This is a genomic window from Mesorhizobium sp. M0491 (assembly GCF_040321265.1).
Lineage (GTDB): Bacteria > Pseudomonadota > Alphaproteobacteria > Rhizobiales > Rhizobiaceae > Mesorhizobium.
The window spans coordinates 134,370-153,087 of the sequence record NZ_JAMYRE010000006.1; the positions used below are offsets into that span (position 1 = coordinate 134,370).

General features: G+C 64.3%; 17 protein-coding genes. 8 read left to right on the top strand and 9 right to left on the bottom strand.

What is annotated here, in order from left to right; translation table 11 throughout:
* Positions 1-29 precede the first annotated feature (29 nt).
* Genes NKI69_RS09625 through NKI69_RS09640 form a run of 4 tightly spaced genes read left to right on the top strand, consistent with a single transcriptional unit; the run spans position 30 to position 3,918 of the window.
* A complete protein-coding gene (locus NKI69_RS09625) occupies positions 30-1,034 on the top strand; it encodes a sugar ABC transporter substrate-binding protein (RefSeq protein ID WP_352721106.1) in 1,005 nt (334 codons plus the stop codon).
* Entirely contained in the window at positions 1,031-2,032 is a 1,002-nt protein-coding gene (locus tag NKI69_RS09630; protein WP_352721108.1) for an ABC transporter permease, read from the top strand. Before NKI69_RS09625 ends, NKI69_RS09630 begins: the two co-directional genes overlap by 4 nt.
* Positions 2,029-2,793: an ATP-binding cassette domain-containing protein gene (locus NKI69_RS09635; RefSeq protein ID WP_023809372.1), complete on the top strand. Its 765-nt coding sequence runs from the start codon at positions 2,029-2,031 to the stop codon at positions 2,791-2,793. The genes NKI69_RS09630 and NKI69_RS09635 overlap by 4 nt, the downstream gene beginning before the upstream one ends.
* A gap of 39 nt (positions 2,794-2,832) precedes the next feature.
* A complete protein-coding gene (locus NKI69_RS09640) occupies positions 2,833-3,918 on the top strand; it encodes a Gfo/Idh/MocA family protein (protein WP_352441781.1) in 1,086 nt (361 codons plus the stop codon).
* 15 nt (positions 3,919-3,933) lie between these two features.
* Here NKI69_RS09640 and NKI69_RS09645 read toward each other — a convergent pair whose 3' ends face one another.
* Positions 3,934-4,209 (bottom strand): hypothetical protein, encoded by a 276-nt coding sequence (locus NKI69_RS09645; protein WP_023809374.1) that lies wholly within the window; start codon positions 4,207-4,209, stop codon positions 3,934-3,936.
* 146 nt (positions 4,210-4,355) lie between these two features.
* On the opposite strand from NKI69_RS09645, the gene NKI69_RS09650 reads away from it, so the two are divergent.
* The gene (locus NKI69_RS09650; RefSeq protein WP_352610937.1) at positions 4,356-6,377 is read left to right on the top strand and encodes an amidase; all 2,022 of its coding nucleotides are present in this window, start codon (positions 4,356-4,358) and stop codon (positions 6,375-6,377) included.
* A 341-nt stretch (positions 6,378-6,718) separates the two neighbouring features.
* Here the strand turns inward: NKI69_RS09650 and frp are convergent, their stop codons facing one another.
* The 8 genes from frp to NKI69_RS09690 all read right to left on the bottom strand — a co-directional run bounded on the left by frp (position 6,719) and on the right by NKI69_RS09690 (position 14,587).
* A complete protein-coding gene (frp, locus tag NKI69_RS09655) occupies positions 6,719-7,063 on the bottom strand; it encodes a fluorescence recovery protein (protein ID WP_023809376.1) in 345 nt (114 codons plus the stop codon).
* 61 nt (positions 7,064-7,124) lie between these two features.
* Positions 7,125-7,772 carry a ThuA domain-containing protein gene (locus NKI69_RS09660; RefSeq protein WP_023809377.1) on the bottom strand — a complete coding sequence of 216 codons (648 nt, stop codon included), beginning with the start codon at positions 7,770-7,772 and terminating at the stop codon, positions 7,125-7,127.
* A gap of 42 nt (positions 7,773-7,814) precedes the next feature.
* Positions 7,815-8,837 carry an LLM class flavin-dependent oxidoreductase gene (locus NKI69_RS09665; RefSeq protein ID WP_023809378.1) on the bottom strand — a complete coding sequence of 341 codons (1,023 nt, stop codon included), beginning with the start codon at positions 8,835-8,837 and terminating at the stop codon, positions 7,815-7,817.
* A gap of 70 nt (positions 8,838-8,907) precedes the next feature.
* A complete protein-coding gene (locus tag NKI69_RS09670) occupies positions 8,908-9,795 on the bottom strand; it encodes an ABC transporter permease (RefSeq protein WP_023809379.1) in 888 nt (295 codons plus the stop codon).
* A complete protein-coding gene (locus NKI69_RS09675; protein ID WP_023809380.1) occupies positions 9,792-10,751 on the bottom strand; it encodes an ABC transporter permease in 960 nt (319 codons plus the stop codon). Before NKI69_RS09675 ends, NKI69_RS09670 begins: the two co-directional genes overlap by 4 nt.
* 7 nt (positions 10,752-10,758) lie before the next feature.
* A complete protein-coding gene (locus tag NKI69_RS09680; RefSeq protein WP_023809381.1) occupies positions 10,759-12,396 on the bottom strand; it encodes an ABC transporter substrate-binding protein in 1,638 nt (545 codons plus the stop codon).
* Positions 12,397-12,430: 34 nt separating this feature from the next.
* Complete coding sequence (locus NKI69_RS09685) at positions 12,431-13,207, bottom strand: DUF427 domain-containing protein (RefSeq protein ID WP_023809382.1); 777 nt, start codon at positions 13,205-13,207, stop codon at positions 12,431-12,433.
* 21 nt (positions 13,208-13,228) lie between these two features.
* Entirely contained in the window at positions 13,229-14,587 is a 1,359-nt protein-coding gene (locus NKI69_RS09690) for an LLM class flavin-dependent oxidoreductase (protein WP_023809383.1), read from the bottom strand.
* A gap of 190 nt (positions 14,588-14,777) precedes the next feature.
* Between NKI69_RS09690 and NKI69_RS09695 the strand changes: the two genes are divergently transcribed.
* From NKI69_RS09695 to NKI69_RS09705, 3 genes are all read left to right on the top strand, one after another.
* Positions 14,778-16,586, top strand: coding sequence for a dipeptide ABC transporter ATP-binding protein (locus NKI69_RS09695; RefSeq protein ID WP_352441998.1), 1,809 nt, complete (start codon positions 14,778-14,780; stop codon positions 16,584-16,586).
* Positions 16,587-16,749: 163 nt separating this feature from the next.
* A complete protein-coding gene (locus NKI69_RS09700; RefSeq protein ID WP_245273081.1) occupies positions 16,750-17,112 on the top strand; it encodes a hypothetical protein in 363 nt (120 codons plus the stop codon).
* A gap of 222 nt (positions 17,113-17,334) precedes the next feature.
* Positions 17,335-18,681, top strand: coding sequence for a multicopper oxidase family protein (locus NKI69_RS09705; RefSeq protein ID WP_245273082.1), 1,347 nt, complete (start codon positions 17,335-17,337; stop codon positions 18,679-18,681).
* The last annotated feature ends 37 nt before the right edge of the window (positions 18,682-18,718 follow it).

The window sequence follows — 18,718 nt, forward strand, 5'->3', positions numbered from 1 at the left end:
CCATAAAACAATCAGGAGGAGGAAAAACCATGCGTATGTTCAATTGCCTGAAGCTTGGCACGAACCTGCTTGGCGCAGGCATGCTTGCAGCCATCGTCGCAGCGCCCGCCCATGCCGAGGATGCGGCGAAAGTCGCGGCCATCGTCAAAGGCCTCGACAATCCGTTCTTCCAGACCATGCAGAAGGGCATCGAGGAGCAGGCCAAGGCAAACGGCGTGAATGTCAGCGTCCAGGCCGCCGCCAACATGGGTGACGCCACCGGCCAGGCCGACCGCCTGACCGCCATGGCCATGCAGGATTTCGATTGCTACCTGGTCAACCCGATCAGCGTCTCCAATCTCGTCCAGGCGCTGGTGCCGGTCGCCCAGAAGAAGAAGCCGATCGTCAACATCGACTCGACCATCGACCCCGAGCAGGCCAAGGCCGCCGGCTTTGCCGTCTCGACCTATATCGGCACCGACAATGTCGCCGCCGGCGCGCTGGCCGGCGAAGAGATGCTGAAGCTGGTGCCGAAGGGCTCCAAGATCGCGCTGGTCGCCGGCATCGTCGGCGATGTCGGCTCCAACGCCCGCATCAAGGGCTTCAAGCAGGCGGTGGAAGGTAAACTCGACATCGTGGTGATGGTCAGCGCCGACTGGGATCGCGAAAAGGCGCTGACCGCCGCAACCGATATCCTCGCTGCCCATCCGGACCTCGCCGGCTTCTTCGCCGCCAACGACATCATGGCGCTCGGCGTCGAGCGCGCCGTGCGGACCTCGGGCAAGGACGTCAAGGTGATCGGCCTCGATGGCATCGTCGATGCGCTGAAATCAATCGCCGCCGGGGAACTCACCGCCACCGTCGCGCAATACCCCTATGTCGTCGGCGCCATGGGCCTCGAAGCCTGTGCTATCGCGGCCAAGGGCAAGGAACTGCCGGCCAACGTGCCGGCACCGGTGCTGTTGATCAACAAGGACAATGCCGAAGCCTCGCTGAAGAACTTCCCGCGACCCGGCGGCGACTATCCCGATCCCTTCCGCGAGATGCTGAAGTGAGCACACCTTCAGACAACGCACCCGCCGCCCATTCGGCGGGTGCTGAGGAGAGCCGTCCCTCCCTGGCGGCTCTCCTCCTCGATCCCTCCTTCTGGGCCGACTGGGCATCCGTCGTCGGCTTGGTCGGCCTCGTCATCGTCTTCGGCATCGCCCAGCCGGTCTTTCTCAGCGTCGCCAATCTGCAGGCGCTGCTGCTGGCGGCGGCGATCCTGGTCGTGCTGTCGATCGGCCAGACCTTCGTCATCGCCACCTCGGGCATCGACCTGTCGCTGGCGGCCGCCGTCATGCTCGGCGCCATCATCATCGGCCTCGTCAATGCCGCCGGCTACGGCATCTTCATCGCCTGCGTGCTCGCGGTTCTCGCCACCAGCGCCGTCGGCTTCCTCAACGGGCTGATCATCACCGCAGGCAAGATCCCCGACTTCGTGGTGACGCTCGGCACGCTGTCGGGCATCACCGGCCTTGGCCTCATATTGTCGGGCGGCGAACCGACCATGGTCGGCTCGACCTTCCTGCTCAGGCTCGCCTCGGGCTCGTTCGGACCGTTCGGCTATCCGGTCTGGGTAGCGATCGCAGCCGTCATCGTCGCCCATATCGCGCTCTACCACACGCGCTTCGGCGTGCATCTGCTGGCGACCGGCGGCCAGGCTGAAAGTGCCGGCGCGCTGGGCATCCGCACCAACCGGGTCAAGATCGCCGCCTATACGATTTCCGGTCTCTGCGCCGGCATCGCGGCCATTCTCCTGGTCGCCCGCATCGGCTCGGCCGAACCGCAGATCAACACCAGCCTGCTCTTGAATTCGGTGGCGGCGGTGGTGCTGGGCGGCGTCAGCCTGTTCGGCGGCCGCGCCAGCATTCTGGGACCGGCGATCGGCGCGCTGATGCTCACAGCACTCGTCAACGGCCTGACCTTGCTCAACGTCTCGGCTTTCTACCAACCGCTTGCCGTGGGGGCCATCGTGGTGCTGGCGGCGCTGATCATGCGGTATCAGAAATGAGCGCTCCCCATCATATCCCCGCCACTGAGGCGATCATCGCCTGCGAAGGGCTGAGCAAGCATTTCGGCGGCATCCGCGCCTTCACCGACGTCGCCTTCCAGGCCCGTCGCGGCGAGGTCACCGCCGTCATCGGCGACAATGGCGCCGGCAAGTCGACGCTGATCCGCAGCCTGGTCGGCGTGCATCAGCCGGACACCGGCAATTTGTTCTTCGACGGACGGGCGCGGCCCTTCGCCAATCCCGACGAGGCACGCAAGGCCGGCATCGAGACCGTGCACCAGAACCTGGCGCTGATCGACGAACTGACGGTCGCGCAGAACCTGTTCCTCAACCGCGAGATCGTGCGCCGCATCGGCCCGTTCGCTTTCCTCGACCGCAAGGCGATGAAGCGCGAGGCCCGCTTAATGCTGTCGCGGCTGTCGATCAACGTGCCGTCGATCAACCAGCGTGTGCGGCGTCTGTCGGGCGGCCAGCGGCAGGCGATCTCGATCTGCCGCGCTGTCGGCTCCGGCGCCAAGCTGGTGGTGATGGACGAACCGACGGCGGCGCTCGGCGTGCAGGAGACGGCCAATGTCGAGGCGCTGATCCGGCGCCTGCGCGAGCAATCCGTCAGCGTCATCCTGGTCAGCCACAATTTCGATCAGGTCCGCCGCCTGTCCGACCAGATCTGGGTGATGCGGGCGGGAAAGATGGCGGCGACCGTGCGCGCTTCCGAAACGTCCGGAAATGAGCTCGTCGCGCTGGTAACCGGCGCGGCATAGTCCTGCAGCATCAGACTTGAAATCAAAGGGAGTTCGCCTGTGGCACCAATTCGTGTCGGACTGATAGGTCTTGGAGAGGTCGCGCAGTCGATCCATCTGCCTGTGCTGGGCGATCAGCGCGACCGCTGGGTGATCGCGGGCGTGTACGACGTGTCGCCCAGCCTGGTGTCACTCGTCACCTCCGAATTTGCGACGGCAAAGGCCTTCGACACGGCCGAGGCGCTGATTAATTCGCCCGACATCGACGCTGTGTTCGTGCTGTCATCCGACGATACCCACAGCCGCTTCGTGCGGGCGGCGATTGCTGCCAACAAACATATCCTGCTGGAAAAGCCCGCTTGCCTCACGGTGCGCGAAATCGACGATCTGCTGGCGCTGATGCCGGGCTACGACAAGACCCTGTTCGTCGGCTATATGCGCCGCTATGCGCCCGCCTATCTGGCCGCCAGGGACGAGCTGCCCGCCTTCGCCGACATCACCCATGTCCGCATCTTCGACCTGATCTCGGAGGGCCGGCATTTCCTCAAGAAGAGCCAGAACGTCCTTTACCCCCAGGACATCGACCCTGCCCTGCTGGCGCGTGGCGCAAGCGAACGCGACGCGCTGATCCGCGAGGTGGTGGGCGCCGACGCGCCGGCCGATCTGGTGCGCGCCTATCGCGGGCTGACGGCACTTTCCTCGCACCACATTTCGGCGATGCGTGGGCTGATCGGCGAGCCGACGCGCGTGCTGGCCGCGCACCGCACCAACGGCGGCGCCAACACATCAGTCACCTTCGACTACGGCCATTTCGCCTGTCTCTACGACGCGGTGGTCGACGATCTCGGCTTATTCGACGCCATGATCGAGGTGCGCTCGAACAACAGGCGGGTGCGCATCATCTACGACACGCCCTACATCCGCAGCCTGCCGACGCGGCTGGAGGTCACCGATGCCGGCCCGTTCGGCCCGGTGACGAAAACCCTCGGGCCTCTCTACGGCGATGCTTTCTCGAAAGAACTCGAGACTTTCCACCGCCACATCACCGAAGGCACAAAGCCGCTGACCGACCTCGCCGATTCCCGCCGCGACCTGGCGCTGATGGCCGAGATCATCGAGCGGATGAAGGAGAGTGGCGGGCGCTGAGGCGCTGCCTGCCGCCTACTTCCCACAGTGATGATCGTTGATCTTGTTCAACGCATTCGCGTCGGGTCCGACGCGATGATAGGAGCACGCGCCGGCTGCTGTCGTGACCAACTGCTGATCGTAGTAGCGCGGGCCGCCGAACAGGATGTCGATGAGATCGCCTTCGGCGGGAACGTAGCGTTCGGAGTGGACCCGGCGGTCGTGATACCGGTCGCCAGCGAAAGCCGGGGCGCAAACGCTTGAGCCCATGGCGACAGCGAGAGCTAGGATCGCAACGCATTTCGTGGTCATCGCCAATACCCTCCTGGCCATTTCCGGAATCACACCATACATCCAAAACCGCCAGCCGGACAAAAGTTCCGGAGATGACCGCGATAGGCTCTTGCCGAAGCCAGCTGCCTCGCTCATCCATGGTGCGTGGAAATGTGGGACCCGTGATGACCGATGCCGGCTTTCATCTCGTCGAAGCGACGATCGACCAATTGCGCCGCGCGCTCGATGACGGCACCGTCACCAGCGTCGAACTGGTCGGGGCGTATCTCAGGCGCATCGCGCATTTCGACCGGCACGGCATCAGCCTCAATGCCGTCCCGTTGCTCAACCCTGGCATGTTCGAGGAGGCTGCCGCCTCCGACCAGCGCCGCCGCAACGGCACCGTGCTCGGGCCACTCGACGGCATCCCCTACACCGCCAAGGACAGCTACAAGGTATCAGGCCTGACGGTCGCCGCCGGCTCGCCGGCCTTCGAGCATCTCATTGCCAATGAGGACGCCTTCACCATCGCCCGGCTGCGGGCCGGCGGCGCGGTGCTGATCGGGCTGACCAACATGCCGCCGATGGCCAATGGCGGCATGCAGCGCGGCGTCTATGGCCGCGCCGAAAGTCCGTACAATGGCGACTATCTCACCGCCGCCTTCGCATCGGGCTCATCCAATGGCTCCGGCACAGCGACAGCGGCCAGCTTCTGCGCCTTCGGGCTTGGCGAGGAAACCTGGTCGTCCGGCCGCGCGCCGGCCACCAACAATGCGCTGGTCGCCTATACGCCGTCGCGCGGTGTCATTTCGGTGCGCGGCAACTGGCCGCTGGTCCCGACCATGGATGTCGTCGCGCCGCACACGCGCAGCGTCCCCGACATGCTCGAACTGCTCGACGTGATTGTCGCCGACGACCCCGAGACGCACGGCGATTTCTGGCGCGCGCAGCCCTGGGTCAAGCTGCCGAAAAGCTCCGACGTGCGGCCGCCGCGCTATACCGACCTCACACTGGCGGGGTCGTTGAAAGGCATGCGGCTTGGCGTGCCCAGAATGTATATCGGCCGCGACACCGAGGCCGACAAGCCGATCGAAACCCGCGCCTCGGTACTTGCCCTGTGGGAGCAGGCGGCGGCCGATCTGAGGCGGCTTGGCGCCGAGGTGATCGAGGTCGATTTTCCCGTCGTCTCCAACTATGAACGCGACCGTCCCGGCGCGCGCAGCATGGTCGAGCGCGGGCTGGTGCCCCCAGAGTTCGCCGAGCGCGAGCTCTGGGACCTCTGCATCTGGGGCTGGGACGATTTTTTGCGCGCCAATGCCGATCCGGCGCTTCCCGATCTCGTCTCGGTCGATGGCCCAAAGATCTTCCCGCAACCGCCCGGCACGCTGTCCGACCGATACGAAGGCGGCTTCGACCTGAGGGTATATGTCGAGCGGGCACGGTCCGGCGTCACGCCCCTCGTGGACATTCCAACGCTGGAAGAGGGACTGAAGGGACTGGAAGCGACAAGGCGGATCGATTTCGAGGACTGGCTGGACGCGCAAGGCATCGACGCCGTGGTGCTGCCCGCCGCTGCCGATGTCGGGCCGGCCGATGCAGACATCGACGAGGCGTCCGCCGCCTTTGCCTGGCGCAATGGCACCTGGGTCGCCAACGGCAATCTGGTCTGGCGCCATTTCGGCATCCCCACCGTCACCGTGCCGATGGGTACGATGGCCGATATCGGTATGCCGGTCGGCCTGACTTTCGCCGGCAAGGCCTATGACGACGAAAGGCTGCTGCGCATGGCCGGCGATTTCGAACGCTCCACGCAGCGCCGCACCCGCCCGCCGCGCACGCCAGAACTTGCCGCCGATGTGTTTTCAGGCCGCCCCGCCCGAGCCGACGACAGCAAGGCGTCAGCGTTCGCCATCACGCTTGCCGCCGAGACGCGGCCTTTCGGCGATCAGGACGAGATCGTCATCACGCTCGACCTGCCAAATGAGGTGTCTGGGACGGCCTGCCTCAAGGTACATGTCAACGGAGAGGCCGTCGCGCTGCAGCGAAGCGGTGCGCGCTTCAGCGGGCACGCGCTCATTCCGGCCGCCGAGCATCAGCGCTTCCACAGCGTCTGGCGTGGCTCCTACGGTTCGATCGTCACAGCGGTGGTGTGGCTGGAGGATGGGCGCAGCGCCGGCGCCTATCTGGTTACGGGCGGGATTGGGTGAGGTTGCGCAATTCGTGCCTTAAGCCTCCCCGAATTCGTCATCCTAGGGCGGAGCAAGGAGCGAAGCGACGCGGCGCAGACCCTAGGATCCATGCCAGGACTGTGACCGAAGAATGCATCGGTCCAGAGCAATTGAGGTCAACTTTTCTTTCCAGATGCAGCGATTGCGACTGAAAGTTCTCCACCGTCGCACCGCACGGAAGTCGCGGCATGGATCCTAGGGTCTTCGCCACGTCGCTTCGCGACTGCTACGCCCTAGGATGACGAAGCGTGGGGTTCGCAAAAGTGTCGTCAATCAACGATCGCCAACCTCTCGCAGTTCTGGCAGCGCCGTTCCCCTCGTCATCCACTTGCAAAGCGACTCTCGACATAGGCCAGGTCCCGCTGAATGACATCCCGCTTGTCTTGCGACAGACCGCCAAGCAGCTTTTCATCGAGATATCCTGCTCGAATAAGCTGCGCGAACACGAAGAGAAGCTGCGAATAGCGATAGTCGAACGTGCGATCGATTTCCCGTCGCTGTTCACGCAAATAGCCTTCGAGCTCCCACATCTCGGAGGGCTGCGTCACCGCACTCGCCTTGCTTTTGAAGTCGGCCATCGTCTTTGCGAGCGCCGCCTCAAGAGCGGTATCGAAGGCATGGCGCGCGAGCTTCTTTTCGGATCCGGACCACTCGAAATCACTCATTTGATATCTCCATGGATGCCCTGTGAATTCAACCCAGGTTTTCACGAAAACGTGCCTGCTGCTACCCCCGCGCCGCCCAAAGCAAACCCCGCTCCACCATCAGCGCCATTTCCGGCACCGCGAACTCATCCGCCGTGTGACCAAGGGAACTGTAGAAAACCTTCCCCGCCCCATAGCGCCGTTTCCAGACGACCGGCATGACGACGCCGCCTATCCCCGGAAAATGCGCGTCGGTGAAGGTGGTGGTCGCCAGCACCTCGTTGCTTGGGTCGACATGCATGTAATATTGCTCCGACCGGTAGGCGAAATCGCTGATACCTTTTGTGATCGGATCGTCCGGCCGGGTGATGGCGACGTGATAGTCGATGATGTTGCCGGGATGCGCGACCCATTGACCGCCGGTCATGAACTGATAGTCGGGCTCGTTGCGGAAACTGTCGCCCATCGTCCCGTGGAAACCGCCGAGTCCGCTCCCCCCGAGAACCGCATGCGTCAGGTTCTGCAGTTCGGTCTTCTCGATCGTCGACATGGTGATGACGGGCACGATGAGATCGAATGACGACAGCTCCGGATCGGCGAACATCGCCGTGCCCTCGCCCAACGTGACGTCGAAGCCGTTTCGCTCAAGCAAGGTGCGAACGATCTTCGCGCTCTGCTCCGGCGTATGGCCCTCCCAGCCGCCCCAGGCGATCAAGGCCTTCTTTGGCATGGTGTACCTCCCTTGGAGCACTCCGCTTCGATCGATCCGGCGTCAGCGCCAGCCCAGAGCCGGCGCGACATGGGTCAGGATCGCCTCGATGACATGCGCATTATAGTCGACGCCGAGCTGGTTCGGAACGGTGAGCAGCAGCGTGTCGGCCTCGGCGATCGCCTCGTCCTGCGCCAATTCCTTGATCAGCACATCCGGCTCAGCCGCATAGCTGCGCCCGAAGATCGCCTTGGTGTTCTCCTCGATGAAGCCGATCTGGTCGCGGCTTTCGTTGCCGCGGCCGAAATAGGCACGGTCGTGATCGTCGACCAGCGCGAAGATGCTGCGGCTGACCGAGACGCGCGGCTCGCGCTTGTGGCCGGCCGCCTTCCAGGCCTCGCGATAGATGCGGATCTGCTCGGCCTGCTGGATGTGGAACGGCTTGCCGCTCTCGTCGAATTTGAGCGTCGAGCTCTGCAGGTTCATGCCGAGCTTGGCCGCCCATTCCGACGTGGCGTTGGTAGCCGCACCCCACCAGATCCGCTCGCGCAAACCCTCCGAATGCGGCTCGAGGCGCAAGAGGCCGGGCGGATTGGGGAACATCGGCCGCGGATTGGGCTGGGCGAACCCCTCGCCCCGCAGCGTCTCGAGGAATACCTCGGCATGATGCCGCGCCATGTCGGCGTCGCTTTTGCCTTCCGGTGGCGCGTAGCCAAAATGGCGCCAGCCATCGATCACCTGCTCGGGCGAGCCACGGCTGATGCCAAGCTGCAGGCGGCCGCCGGCGATGATGTCGGCGGCACCGGCATCTTCCGCCATGTAGAGCGGATTCTCATAGCGCATGTCGATTACTGCAGTGCCAATCTCGATGCGGCTGGTCTTGGCGCCAACGGCGGCCAGCAGCGGGAACGGCGAAGCGAGTTGGCGGGCGAAATGATGCACGCGGAAATACGCCCCATCCGCGCCAAGCTGTTCGGCGGCGACGGCGAGGTCGATGGATTGCAAAAGCGCGTCCGATGCCGAGCGCACTTGCGATTGCGACGAGGGCGTCCAGTGCCCGAACGACAGGAAACCGATTTTCTTCATAGCCATGCGATATAAGGATGCGCGTCAGGCTTCAATGCCAAAGAGATTTTTCGACGCACCCGATCAAGGCTCATGCATCGCTGTTTTCGAAGGCGCCGATGCCTTGTGCGATAAGGTTGGTCGCCATGACCAATGAGACGATTGCCGCGGAATTGAAGACGACGACCCACCATTTGCCGCCGGTCAGGAAGCCGTAGCCGTCGGCGACGGCCAGTCCCCAGTCGGCCGATGGCGGCTGGATGCCGAGGCCGAGAAAGCTCAGCGTCGCGATCGAAAAGAACGCGTAGCCCAGCCTTGTGACCAGCTCGATCAAGATCGTTTCCCTGATGTTGGGCAGTATCTCCAGAAACATGATGGCGAGCGGGCCCTCGCCGCCAAGCCGCGCAGCGCTGACATAGTCGCGCTCCTTCTGCTCGCGCACGGCGGCGCGGACGGTGCGAGCCACCAGCGGCGCGTAGGCGATGCCGATCACCAGGATGACGGTCAGGTTCGACGGGCCGATCGCCACCAGCGTCATGGTGACGAGAACAATGAACGGAAACGCCATCAGCGTATCGAGCAGCCGCGCGCCGATGGCATCGACCAGGCCGTCGAAATAGCCGAGCACCAGACCGATGATGCTGCCGGCGGCAACGCCGGCCAGCGTCGCCAGCGGCGCAACCAGCAGGATATCGCGCGATCCGACGACTATGCGGGACAGCACGTCGCGGCCGAGATGATCGGTGCCGAACCAGTGCAGCGCATCGGGCGGCGTCAGCATCGCCAGAAAATCCTCGGCATAGGGATCGTAGGGAACGAAGAGGTTGCCGAACAGTGCGCAAACGACCCAGAACAGAAGCAGCAGCGATCCGACCACGACCGACGGGGCCAGTCCGGAGAAAACACTGCGGATCCTGCGCACTGCCGGAAAGCCGGCCACCGCGCGCCGTGGTGCGGGAAACTCCGCCAGATCCGTCATGGCGAGGTCCGGCGGCGTTGCCGCGGATCGAGCAGCGCCAGCACGAGGTCGCCGGCCGCCGCCGACAGCACGAAGATTGCCGCCATCACCAGCACGCCGGCCTCGAGCATCGGGAAATCGCGTGCCTTGGCCGCATTCAGAACCAGATTGCCAAGCCCCTGGATGCCGAACAGCGCCTCGATCACCACCAGCCCGCCAAGCATGTAGCCGGTCTGCGTCGCCAGCACCGCGATGGTCGGCGTCAGCGCGTTGCGCAGCACGTGCCGAAAGATGATCTCGCGCCGCTCCAGCCCTTTCAGGACGGCGGTGCGCGTATAGTCGGCGGCCATTGCCTCGATCACCCCTGCCCGCGTCATCCGGGCGATGTAGCCGGCAAGGTTCAGCACCAGCGGCAGCGCCGGCAGGATCAGATAATAGCCATGCGTCCAGAAGCCCGCGCCATCGGGCGCAACGCCGGAGATCGGGAACCAGTTCAGCCACAGGCCGAAGAGGATAAGGAGCATCAGCCCGGAAACGAAATCAGGCACGATGCCGAAGGAAACGCCCGCCATCACGATCAGCCGGTCGATCAGGCGGCCGGCATTGAGACCCGCGATGACGCCGGCCCCTACACCAAGCGGCACGAGAAAAATCAGAATAATGCCGGCAAGGGCAGCAGAGCGCTTGAGGCTTTCGAGCACGAACGGCGCCACCGGCCCGCGCATAGACAACGAGGTGCCGAAGTCACCGGTCACGGCCTTGCTGAACCATAGCCAGTACTGGACGAGAATCGGCTGGTCGGCGCCGAGCCGCTTGTTCAGTTCCGCCACCGCCTGCGCGTCGGCAAACGGACCGAGCATCACGCGGCCGACATCGCCGGGCAGGACCTGCCCGGCGAAGAACACCAGGATGCTGACCAGCCACAGCGTGAGGACAAGTGTGCCCACACGCGTTGACAAAGTGCGGCCCGTCAGCATGTCTCGATCATGCCTGGACGAAGGAAACGCGGTCGAGCAGCAGATGCGAGATCGCCGTGAAGCGCACGCCCTCGACCTTGGAGCTGACGATTCGGCTGTATTGCGAGAAGTAGCTGATGATCGCCGGCGTTTCGTCGAGCAGCAAGGTCTGGATCTTGCCGGCAACGAGGCGCTGTGCCTGCAGATCACGCGCCTTCGAGTAATCGAGCAGCAGCGCATCATAGGCCGGGTTGTTGAAATGCGCCGCGTTCCAGGCTCCCGAACTCTTCAGCGTGGCGTTGAGGAAGATGTCGGGAGTGCCGCGATGGCCGTAGTCGGTGATGCCGAGCACCGAATCCAGCCATGGTGAGCTGCCGAAGGTCGCCGAGCCGTAATAGGCGTCCTGCGGCAGGACATTGAGCTTGATGTCGATGCCGGCCTTCCTGGCGAAGTTCTGGATGATCACCGCATAGTCGGGAATGTCATAGGCGCGTTCGGTGGTCAGCGTCACCTCGAAGCCGTTGGGCACGCCCGCCTCGCCAAGCAGGCGCTTGGCCTCGGCAATGTCTTGCTTGCGCTGCGGCACCGATGGATCGGCCGATGGGAAGATCGGCGCGAACGGGGTGTCGTTGCCGACGATGGCGCGGCCCTTCAGCAGGCCCTTGACGATCGCCTCGCGATCGAGCGTGAGCGCCAGCGCGCGGCGGACCCGCTTGTCGGTGAACGGAGCCTGGTCGGTTCTGAGATGCACCTGGTCATGCGAGCTTGCCTGCACGCTGAGCAGCTTGAAGTTGGGATTGCCTTCGATCGCGAGTTCCAGGCGCGTCGTGCTCGGGATGACGTCGAGCTGGCCGGCCTGCAGCGCCAGCACCTGCGCCTGCTCGTCGTCGAAAAACTTGATCTCGACCCGGTCGGGCAGCGCCTTGTCGCCCCAGTAGTCCTCATTGCGCACGAAGCTGGCGCCTTGCTTGGGACGGAAGGATTCCAGCTTGAACGGACCCGTGCCGTTGAAATTCTTCTCGAAATCGCCGGCATAGTCGGCCGGCAGGATCACGGCATTGTAGACGTCTGAGGAGACATAGAAGGGGAAGTTGCTGTTTGGGCCGTCGAGATCGAAGGCGACGGTTTCGTCGTCGACCAGCTTGGCGCCGCCCTTGGACAGGATGCCCTTGTAGGCCGACAGGGCCGACGAGCCGCTGGCCGGATCGACCAGCCGCTCGAAGCTCGCCACAACATCCCTAGCGGTGACCGCGCGACCATCGTGGAATTTCACCCCTGGCCGCAATTTGAAGGTCCAGCGACTGGCCGTCTCGTTTGCCTCCCAGGACAGAGCGAGCTTCGGCTGCAGACCATCCTTCGGATCGTCGAGGATCAGATACTCGCCGACCTGGCTGATCACCCCGATGCTGGCCGGATCGGTCACCGAAACCGGATCGATCGCCTTGGTCGGTTGGCCGAGCCCGACGCGAACCGTGCCGCCGGCAGCAGTCGCGGCGCGTGCGCCTCCAAGCCCCTGCGAGGCGGCAAAGCCGGTCAGGCCGAGCAGTGCGGCGTATTTCAGGAGATCGCGGCGCTTGAGAAAGCCGCCCTGATATTCGTCGACGGCGACATTCCAGATGTCCCCCGACAGGTTGCGAACTGCGTCGATATCTCTGCGTTTGGTCATGTTAAACCCCTGCTCTGAAATGAAGATTGAAAAGCTATGCGACGGGTTCGCCGTCGAGATGGATGCGGTCGACGGCCTGCGGATAGAAGGCGATGAGCCCTTTGATCTTCGGCATTTCCTCTATCGGATCCCGGTAGCTCCAGGCGATGTCCGGGCGCACCGTTCCGTCGCTCAGCAGGCCGGACCAGTAGGAGGCGATGCCCTTGTAAGGACATCGCGTCGTTGTGACGGACGCCGTCAGCCGCTCCAGCCGGATGTCTTCCGCCGGCAGATAGAAACGCGTCGGCAGATGCGTCTCGAACAGCAGAACCGGACGGTGGCTGTCGGCGATTGGCTCGCCGTCGAACCAGATTTGCACATGGCTGGAGCTCTGCAGCACATCGATGCGCGCATACGGGTCTCGAGCGTGGACGAAGACTTCTTCATCCTCCTCGAACCACTGGTCGACGGCCTTCCAGGTGAAGGCGATGCGGCCAGCCAGCGGCGACAGGTTTTCATCCGGCGGCGAAACGAACGCCCAGGCCGCGTTGGCGCTGCGCCTGTCACCGGTATCAATATCCCAATAGGCTGTCTCGCCACCGACCGGATGCGGTTCGCGATGCAATGAGGGTCTCAGCACCGACGGGTCGACCGCTGACGGCGGGAAGAAATAGATCGGCAGGAAATGGTTGGAGCGCAACACCAGCACGTTGCGGCTGTCGGCGATGGTGCGGCCGCCGAATTTGACACGCACGCGCTTGGGGCTGTGCAGGACATTGACGAGCTGCGGCGCGGTGGCTTCGCGGGGCTGCAATCTTGGTGCAACGGTCATGATCGTTCTCCCGGCCTGACGTCAGGACACCGCGCGCGCATTGTCGCGCTGTTCGGCGAAGCGATTGGCTGGTCGCGCCAGGCCGAAGCGGTCGCGCAACGTTCCCGGCGCGTATTCGAGGGGGAATACGCCGCGCCGCTGCAGCTCCGGAACCACCTGTTCGGCGAAATTCACCCAGTCCTCGGGCAGCAGCGGGAACATCAGGTTGAAGCCATCGGCGGCACCCGAAACGAACCAGTCCTGCAATTGGTCGGCGATCTGTACCGGCGTGCCGGCGACGGTCGGCACCGAACCGCTGTTGGCAAGCTTGCGGGCGATCTCGCGCAGGCTGAGATTCTGCTTCGCCCACTGCTTGACCCGGTTGAGCGACGTGCGTCCGCCATTGAACGTGCTCTCGTCCGGCAGAGGCGGCAATGGCCCGTCCGGCGGGAACAGCGACAGGTCCAACCCGCTCCAGCTGGACAGAAGGTCGATGCCGACCTGATCGGGAAGCAAGGTCTGCAGATATTCCTGCTTTTCCCGGCCTTCCGCCTCGGAGGCGGCGACAACAGGCAGGATGCCGGGCAGGATCTTGAAGCTCTCCGGCCGCCTGCCGTGGCGGGCCAGCCGCTCGTTGATATCCTGACGGTATTTGATGCCATCCTCCTTGGTGCTGTAGATGGCGAAGTGCGCATCGGCCTGGGCGGTGGCGAAGTTCTTGCCGTCTTCGGAGGATCCGGCCTGGACGATCAGCGGATGACCTTGCGGCGGCCGCGAGACGTTGAGCGGCCCGCGCACCTTGAAATGCTTGCCCTTATGGTCGATGGGGTGGACCTTGTCGGGATCGGCGAAATAGCCCGACGCCTTGTCGATCAGCAGCGCCTCGTCTTCCCAACTGTCCCACAGCGCTTTGACGATATCGAGGAATTCGGCCGCGCGCTCATAGCGGAATGCATGTTCGATATTGCCGTCGCGGCCGAAATTGCGCGCCTCCTCGTCCATAGCCGAGGTGACGACGTTCCAAGACGCCCTGCCCTTGCTGATATGGTCGAGCGACGCGAACATGCGCGCCACATTGTAGGGCTCGCTGTAGGAGCTCGACGCCGTGGTGATCAGGCCGATATGCTTGGTCACGCCGGCTAGCGCCGACAACAGCGTCAGCGGTTCGAGGCGGGCATTGGCATAGTGGGCAACGCCGCTCTTGACCGAATCCCAGATCGACACGTGGTCGGCGACGAAGATGGTGTCGATCCTGGCGCGCTCGGCCGCCTGCACGAGATCGCGGTAGAACTCGAAGTCCAGCACTTCCCGGCCCGGTGCCCGCGGATGGCGCCACGACATTCGATGATCGCCCTGCGGGTTGAAGAAGAATGCGCTGAGGATCATGTGGTCTCGAGCCATGCCGGCCTCCTTCCAGATCTGCTCCGGAGACCGTCGCGCTGCTTCGGCAGGCGGCGACAATCTCTGCTGATCCGAGAAAGGTAGATTGCGCTCCGGCTTAATCCGAGTAATTTTATAGAGATAATGCGTTGCGAAAGCGGAAGCGATTGCCCTCGATCGCAGCCCGCGAAGAAAGTGGTTTCAAGTCCCCATGTCCTCCTCGGTTCTGAACGTCGACCAGCTGTCCATCGCCTATGACGGGCACAAGGGATCGCATCCCGCCGTCAGCGGCGTGTCGCTGCATATAGGCGAAGGCGAAGCGCTCGGCCTGGTCGGCGAGTCGGGATCTGGGAAAAGCTCGGTGGCGCTCGCCATCCTGCGCTATCTGCCGAAGAATGCCCGCATGGCGGTGTCAGCGCTCGAATTCCAGGGCCGGGAAATCCGCGACCTCTCCGCCGAGCAGCTGCGCCAGCTCCGGGGAAATCACATCGCCGCCGTCTACCAGCATCCGGGCGCGGCCCTCAATCCGAGCATGACGATCGGCCGGCAGATCACCGAAACGATCATGCGGCACCGCCCGGTTCGCCCCGACGAGGCGCGCGAGCGTGCCGCGGAACTGCTCGGACGGGTCCGCGTCAGCCATCCGGAGCGTGTGCTGGATCTCTATCCGCACGAATTGTCCGGTGGCATGCAGCAGCGCGCCAACATCGCCATTGCGATTGCGCTCGATCCGTCGCTGCTGGTGCTGGACGAGCCAACGACGGCGCTCGATGCCAGCGTCCAGTCCGAGATCATCGCCATCCTGCATGACCTTCGCAAGGATCACAAAACCAGCATCCTGCTGATCAGCCACGACATCCATATGATCCGCTGCTCCTGCGACCGTGTGGCGGTAATGCAGGAGGGCACGGTGGTCGAGAGCGGCGCCGTCGGCGATGTATTCGACAACCCCTCTCATGCCTACACAAAGGCGCTCATCGCCTCGATCCCGGCGCTCAACTACACCAAGCGGGACGGAAGACTGGCGGAGACGGACGGCATGCCAGCGCACCCCACAGCCCAAGGCGAAGACGCCGGCTTGCCAAAAGAACGCCGGATCGCGATCGCCTGCAAAGGCATCAGTCATGCCTTCGGCAGCCAGCCAGTGCTGCACGGCATCGATCTCGACATCGGCCAAGGCGAAACCTTCGGGCTGATCGGCGAGTCCGGTTCCGGCAAGTCGACCCTGGCACGCATCGTCACCGGCCTGCAGACGCCCAGCGCCGGATCGGTCGAGCTGTTCGGCAGAACGGTCGCGCCGCGCGTCGAGAAGAGAAACCTTGCCGAACGCCGCGACGTGCAGATGGTCTTCCAGTCGCCGGATCGCACGCTCAACCCGCGCCAGCGGATCGGCAGGATCCTTGGCCGCCCGTTGCGGCGGCTCGCCGGGCTGCGCGGCAGTGAGGTGAGAGCGCGCGTCAGCGACCTGCTGCAATCGGTCCGCCTCGCCGGCGCCACGGCCGAGCAGAAATCGCGGTCGCTTTCCGGCGGACAACGGCAACGGGCGGCGATCGCGCGCGCCTTCGCCGGCGTGCCGAAGGTCGTCGTGCTCGACGAACCCACCTCCGCACTCGACGTCTCGGTCCAGGCGACAGTGCTCAACCTGCTCAACGACCTGCAGCGCGACAAGGACACCACCTATCTGTTCATCAGCCACGACCTCAGGGTGGTGCGCTACATGGCCGACAGAATTGGCGTGCTCTATCGCGGCCGCTTGGTCGAGACAGGCTCATCCGACCAGATCTTTCGCGGCCCGAACCACCCCTACACCGCACTGCTTCTGGCGGCATCTTCCGATGAGGCCGCGCCAAAGCTTTCCGCTTCGGTCGAGACAGAGGCCACCGGCATCCCGAACACGGGATGCTCCTTCGCCGACCGCTGCCCGCTGGTCCTGCCCGACTGCAGAAAGGCAGAGTCGCCCGCTAACGAGGTCGCGCACGGCCACCGGATCGCCTGCTGGCGGCACAGCCAGGGTTTTTGAGCGGCTCAACAGCAGCCCGAAGGCCCGCGGCAGTTCGGTTTTAGCGGCAGGCGCGATGCGATGCCGGGATTGTCGCAGCATTGGAATCCAGCTTGCAAAAGCCATCTTTTGAGGCCAGCCTAGACGGATGATGGCACGCCGGTCGCCAAAACATATTCTTGTCATGCTGCTCGCGGTATTCCTGACCGCCGGGTTCAGCCTGTCTGCCGCTCAGGCGAGCGTCATGTCGGCGAAGATGATGATGACGACTGGCAGCGGCATGCCTGCCGGCACCGGCATGGCCAGGATGGCCGACACCGCCATGAATGGCGATTGTAGCGCGTGCCTCAAGGGCGCCGCCGACAGTGGCAAATCGATGCATTGTCCGCCGACCTGCGTCGCACCGGTGCTCGCGGTGTTGCCGCTCGAGTTCGCGGCGATGACTTTGACCCGGGCATCGCTGCCGTCGGCACTGCCGACCCCGTTCCTTCATGGGCGAAGTTCCTTGCCCGACCCATTCCCTCCCAAATCCACCGATCTCGTCTGACGCAGTTTCAGCCGCCTCGCGGCTGACTTCTGGCGTTTGATTACCGCTGGCGCTTTGCGCCGGCGAGCACACGGCAACTCGACGTCGAGAGGCTCGCCGTCGATCGAGATCGCAAAGGGCTTGAGAGTGAGTATCGATTTCAGTCATTCCATTTCACGCCGCAGGTTTGTCCTCGCGGCGGCGGGCGTTGCGGCGGCCACCGTAGTGCGCCCCGTATCGTCGATGGCATCCGCCGTCGATGAGCGCCGCATAAGGATGGCGCCGGGCCAGGCCATGTTCACCGGCGCTAGCGGTCCGCTTACGCCTGTCTGGACCTATGATGGGACGGTCCCAGGCCCGGTGCTGCGCTTACGCCAAGGCCAGCCCGCCCGTATCGTCGTCGAGAACGGATTGAACGAGGACACGACAGTCCACTGGCATGGCATCCGCCTGCAAAACGCCATGGACGGCGTGCCCGGCCTGACACAGCCGCCGATCAAGCCGGGGACAGATTGCGTCTATGAATTCACGCCGCCCGACGCCGGCACCTTCTGGTACCATCCGCATGCCAACAGCCTCGTGCAGCTCGGCCGCGGGCTGGCCGGCGTCCTCGTTGTCGAGGAGACCGAACCTGTCGCCGTCGACCGCGACCTCCTGTGGTTGCTGCAGGACTGGCGGCTTGCCGACGACGGGCAGATGGCCCTCGGCTTCGGCAGCGCGATGGACGCGGCGATGTCCGGCCGCGTCGGCAACGTCGTCACCATCAACGGCACGGCGCCGGCCGACCAGAGCGCAAGGGCGGGCGAACGCGTCAGGCTGCGGCTGGCCAATGCCTCGCTCGCCCGCATCATGGCGTTGCGCTTCGAAGGCCACCGCCCGGTCGTCGTGGCGATCGACGGCCAGCCCTGTGATCCGCACGAACCGGATGACGGCCGTCTTGTTCTGGCACCCGCCATGCGCATCGATGTCATGATCGACACGCAGGGCGACCCGGGCAAGCGTTACGCGGTGATCGACGACTTCTATGACGGTCTCGCCTATACGCTGACCACGCTTGCCTATGACAGCGCATCGCCGCTTCGGACCCATCCTCTCGACACGCCGCTTGGCCTGCCGCGCAACCCGTTGCAGCAACCCGATCTCGCAAGCGCCGAACGTCAGGAGATCGTCCTGCAGGGCGGCATGATGGGTGGCGGCAAGCTCGCCGGCGTCGGCGGCATGATGGGCATGGCGACACCCGGCATGAAGGGTGGCGCGGCCTGGGCGATCAACGGCATGTCGATGACCGGTGACGGCCACGCCGGCATGGCGCCGCAGTTCACCTTGCCGCGCGGCGCAACCTGTCATCTCACCATGCGCAACGAAACCGCCTGGTGGCACCCGATGCACATCCACGGCTTCAGCATGCTGGTGCTTGCGCGCAACGGTTCGCCGGTGACGCACCGGCAATGGCAGGACACGGTGCTGCTCGCCCCCAAGGACACGATCGAATGCGCTTTCGTCGCCGACAATCCAGGCGACTGGATGCTGCACTGCCATGTCGCCGACCACCAGATGGCCGGCCTCATGACGGTGTTTCGAGTGACCTGATTTTCTCGTCAAACAACGTCAAGACAACAAGGAGAAC

Bases quoted from the DNA above. Each gene is read 5' to 3' on its own strand.
- NKI69_RS09625 (WP_352721106.1), top strand. From the start codon at position 30: ATGCGTATGTTCAATTGCCTGAAGCTTGGCACGAACCTGCTTGGCGCA.
- NKI69_RS09635 (WP_023809372.1), top strand. From the start codon at position 2,029: ATGAGCGCTCCCCATCATATCCCCGCCACTGAGGCGATCATCGCCTGC.
- NKI69_RS09645 (WP_023809374.1), bottom strand. From the start codon at position 4,209: ATGACCACGAAATGCGTTGCGATCCTAGCTCTCGCTGTCGCCATGGGC.
- NKI69_RS09650 (WP_352610937.1), top strand. From the start codon at position 4,356: ATGACCGATGCCGGCTTTCATCTCGTCGAAGCGACGATCGACCAATTG.
- frp (WP_023809376.1), bottom strand. From the start codon at position 7,063: ATGAGTGATTTCGAGTGGTCCGGATCCGAAAAGAAGCTCGCGCGCCAT.
- NKI69_RS09660 (WP_023809377.1), bottom strand. From the start codon at position 7,772: ATGCCAAAGAAGGCCTTGATCGCCTGGGGCGGCTGGGAGGGCCATACG.
- NKI69_RS09665 (WP_023809378.1), bottom strand. From the start codon at position 8,837: ATGAAGAAAATCGGTTTCCTGTCGTTCGGGCACTGGACGCCCTCGTCG.
- NKI69_RS09670 (WP_023809379.1), bottom strand. From the start codon at position 9,795: ATGACGGATCTGGCGGAGTTTCCCGCACCACGGCGCGCGGTGGCCGGC.
- NKI69_RS09675 (WP_023809380.1), bottom strand. From the start codon at position 10,751: ATGCTGACGGGCCGCACTTTGTCAACGCGTGTGGGCACACTTGTCCTC.
- NKI69_RS09680 (WP_023809381.1), bottom strand. From the start codon at position 12,396: ATGACCAAACGCAGAGATATCGACGCAGTTCGCAACCTGTCGGGGGAC.
- NKI69_RS09685 (WP_023809382.1), bottom strand. From the start codon at position 13,207: ATGACCGTTGCACCAAGATTGCAGCCCCGCGAAGCCACCGCGCCGCAG.
- NKI69_RS09690 (WP_023809383.1), bottom strand. From the start codon at position 14,587: ATGGCTCGAGACCACATGATCCTCAGCGCATTCTTCTTCAACCCGCAG.
- NKI69_RS09695 (WP_352441998.1), top strand. From the start codon at position 14,778: ATGTCCTCCTCGGTTCTGAACGTCGACCAGCTGTCCATCGCCTATGAC.
- NKI69_RS09700 (WP_245273081.1), top strand. From the start codon at position 16,750: ATGCTGCTCGCGGTATTCCTGACCGCCGGGTTCAGCCTGTCTGCCGCT.
- NKI69_RS09705 (WP_245273082.1), top strand. From the start codon at position 17,335: ATGGCATCCGCCGTCGATGAGCGCCGCATAAGGATGGCGCCGGGCCAG.